Raw genomic sequence first — 3027 nt, 5'->3', positions numbered from 1 at the left:
GAGTGCGGCTTGACGACGAGAACGCAACGCTTGACGCAGCGCGCCTTGCAGCCCGGCAGAAAGGCGAAGCCATTATCAAGCAGGCGGAATTGACCGCGAATCGCGGCATCACCGCCGGCTTCAACCCGGTGACCGAACTTTCGGCCGATCCGTTCCGCATGGTAGTCAACCCGCGGCCGATCTTTTCGCCGGTCGATGATCCGCTCGAGTTCCGGCTCGACGAGATCGGTATGAACGATACCGAAAACTGCCAGAGCCTGGGCGAGATCAACGGCTTTCGCTTGCTGCGCATCGAAGCGAAAGACGGCGGCAAGACTGAGCTTCTACACGAGGACAAGTCGATCCCCAAAAGCAGAGGCTGCCCGAACGGCTATCGGATCGGCGCTGTGCAGACATTTTCCTTGCAAAGCCTCAGCGCCTATGCCGTGCTGATCGCGGTGCGCCAATACGGCTTCGAAGGGCCGGACTATCGCTGGATCGCGGTGACCGGCCGGCTGTGACGCCGCTCCCCGCCTTACACAACCGCCTGGATCGTATCCGCAACGCTTTGCCATCGCCGGGCGTCGCGGTTTGCGGCGCCCTGCTGTGGGCCGCAGCGATGGGCGCCAGCGCGCTTGTCAATCTGCTGTTGGACGACTGGGAGACCCCGGCAAAGATCCGCTTCGTCTCGCTGCTCTATGCGGCCGGCGGTGCGCTCGCCTTTCCGGTGGGCCTGTTCCTGGCGCGGCTCGTCTCGCTCGGACGGCATTGGCAAGTTGCCTTGGCGGCCGCGTTTGTCTGCCTTCTTGCCGCCACGATCGGCTTCACTGGTGGGCTCTTTGCGCTGCAATACCGTTCCTACTATGCCCAGTGGCATGAACCTGCACTGACCATCGCCTGGTCCATCCAGTTCGTGCACACAATGGCGACGGCGTTCTATCAATTCATCGTTTTGGGCATCCGGCTTTATTTTCCGCTCGGTTTCACCGCGCTGGCTCTCGCCAGCATCTGGTTTGCGCCGCAGCAGCGTTGAGGATTTTGTCTGCCTCTGTTAGGACGCGGGCGAACGCCCTCGCAAGTCAGGACTGACGGATGATCCCTCGCTACTCCCGGCCGGAAATGGTGGCCATCTGGTCGCCCGAAACCCGATTCCGCATCTGGTTCGAGATTGAGGCCTACGCTTGCGATGCACTGGCCGAGCTCGGCGTCATCCCGAAGGAGGCCGCCAAAACCATCTGGGAAAAGGGCGGTGCCGCGAAGTTCGACGTCGATGCCATCGACGAGATCGAGCGTGTCACCAAGCACGACGTCATCGCCTTCCTCACTCATCTTAGTGAATTTGTCGGGCCGGATGCCCGCTTCATCCATCAGGGCATGACCTCCTCGGACGTTCTCGACACCTGCTTTGCCGTGCAGCTCACCCGCGCCAGCGACATCCTTCTGGCCGACATCGACGGCCTGCTTGCGGCGCTCAAGCGTCGCGCTTTCGAACACAAGGACACAATCACCATCGGCCGCAGCCACGGCATCCATGCCGAGCCGACCACCTTCGGCGTCAAGCTGGCGCAGGCCTATGCCGAATTCTCGCGCTGCCGCGAGCGGCTGGCGCACGCGCGTGAGGATATTGCGACGTGCGCCATATCAGGTGCTGTCGGCACTTTCGCCAACATCGATCCCTATGTCGAAGAGCATGTGGCGAAGAAACTCGGATTGAAGCCGGAGCCGGTGTCGACGCAGGTGATCCCGCGCGACCGCCACGCGATGTTCTTCGCGACACTCGGTGTCATCGCATCGTCGATCGAACGGCTGGCGGTCGAGATCCGCCATCTGCAGCGCACCGAGGTGCTGGAGGCGGAAGAGTATTTTTCGCCCGGACAGAAAGGCTCGTCGGCGATGCCGCACAAACGTAACCCGGTGCTTACCGAAAACCTCACCGGGCTTGCGCGCATGGTGCGTTCCTTCGCGCTACCGGCGATGGAGAACGTGGCGCTCTGGCACGAGCGCGATATCTCGCATTCGTCGGTCGAGCGCATGATCGGCCCGGATGCGACCGTGACGCTCGATTTTGCGCTGTCGCGGCTGACCAGTGTCATCGACAGATTGCTTGTCTATCCCGACAACATGCTGAAGAACATGAACAAGTTCCGCGGTCTCGTGCATTCGCAGCGTGTGCTACTGGCGCTGACCCAGGCCGGTGTCAGCCGTGAGGACGCCTACCGGCTGGTGCAGAGAAACGCCATGAAAGTGTGGGAGCAAGGTGCTGATTTCTTTGACGAACTTTTGGCTGACAAAGAGGTCACCGCAGCCTTGCCCGAAGCCGAGATCCGTGAAAAATTCGACCTCGGCTATCATACCAAGTATGTCGAGACGATCTTCAAGCGTGTGTTCGGGGAAGCGTGATGATTTCGGCGGCCGGAGATTTCGACTTTCTCGCCCTGCCGGGCCGCGGCAATTCCGGGCCAGATCACTGGATGTCGCATTGGTGCCGGGCGTTCCCCAATTCGAGTCGAGTGCTGCAGGCCGAATGGGACAGGCCCAACCCTGAGGACTGGATTGGCCGCATCGACGCCGCGATTGCCGCAGCACCTCGGCGCGTGGTGCTGCTTGCGCACTCGCTGGCGGTGGCGACGGCAGTGAAGTGGGCGGCTGGCGCCAGCGAAAGCCAACTCAACAAGGTTGCGGGCGCATTGCTGGTTGCCGCAACCAATGTCGAGAATCCTGATCCTTCCTTCGACCTTGTTCGTCCATTTGCGCCGATGCCGCTGAAACGCTTGCCATTTCCGACCTTGGTGGTGGCAAGCCGCACCGATCCGCGCGTCACCTTCGACCAGGCAACGGCCTTCGCCGCTGCCTGGGGCGCGGACCTCGCCGATGCCGGCGATCTCGGCCATATGGGAAACGAGACCCATCTCGGCCTTTGGCCGGCGGGCCTGCTCATGCTCGGCCGCCTGCTGGAAAAGGCCCGGCTCTAACAGGCTTCCGAAACGCTCAGGCCTTGCCGGGAACGGTCCTGATCACCGTGCCCCATGGATCCTCGCGGGTCGTTGC

At 62.1% G+C, this 3027-nt stretch carries 4 protein-coding genes; all 4 read left to right on the top strand.

The annotated features are described in order from the left end of the window. A partial coding sequence (locus tag EOA86_RS28610; RefSeq protein ID WP_128344734.1) for a DUF2259 domain-containing protein occupies positions 1-500 on the top strand: 500 nt, incomplete at its 5' end. Beyond that, the gene (locus EOA86_RS28605; RefSeq protein WP_127208949.1) at positions 497-1012 is read left to right on the top strand and encodes a hypothetical protein; all 516 of its coding nucleotides are present in this window, start codon (positions 497-499) and stop codon (positions 1010-1012) included. The genes EOA86_RS28610 and EOA86_RS28605, both read left to right, overlap by 4 nt. Before the next feature lie 59 nt (positions 1013-1071). Beyond that, the gene (purB, locus tag EOA86_RS28600) at positions 1072-2379 is read left to right on the top strand and encodes an adenylosuccinate lyase (protein WP_128344732.1); all 1308 of its coding nucleotides are present in this window, start codon (positions 1072-1074) and stop codon (positions 2377-2379) included. After that, positions 2379-2951 (top strand): alpha/beta hydrolase, encoded by a 573-nt coding sequence (locus EOA86_RS28595; RefSeq protein ID WP_128344730.1) that lies wholly within the window; start codon positions 2379-2381, stop codon positions 2949-2951. Before purB ends, EOA86_RS28595 begins: the two co-directional genes overlap by 1 nt. Positions 2952-3027: the final 76 nt, after the last annotated feature.

The sequence above is a fragment of the Mesorhizobium sp. M5C.F.Ca.IN.020.32.2.1 genome (assembly GCF_004023105.1).
In the GTDB taxonomy this organism is placed as follows: Bacteria; Pseudomonadota; Alphaproteobacteria; order Rhizobiales; family Rhizobiaceae; genus Mesorhizobium; species Mesorhizobium wenxiniae.
This window is presented reverse-complemented; position numbering and strand designations above follow the sequence as displayed.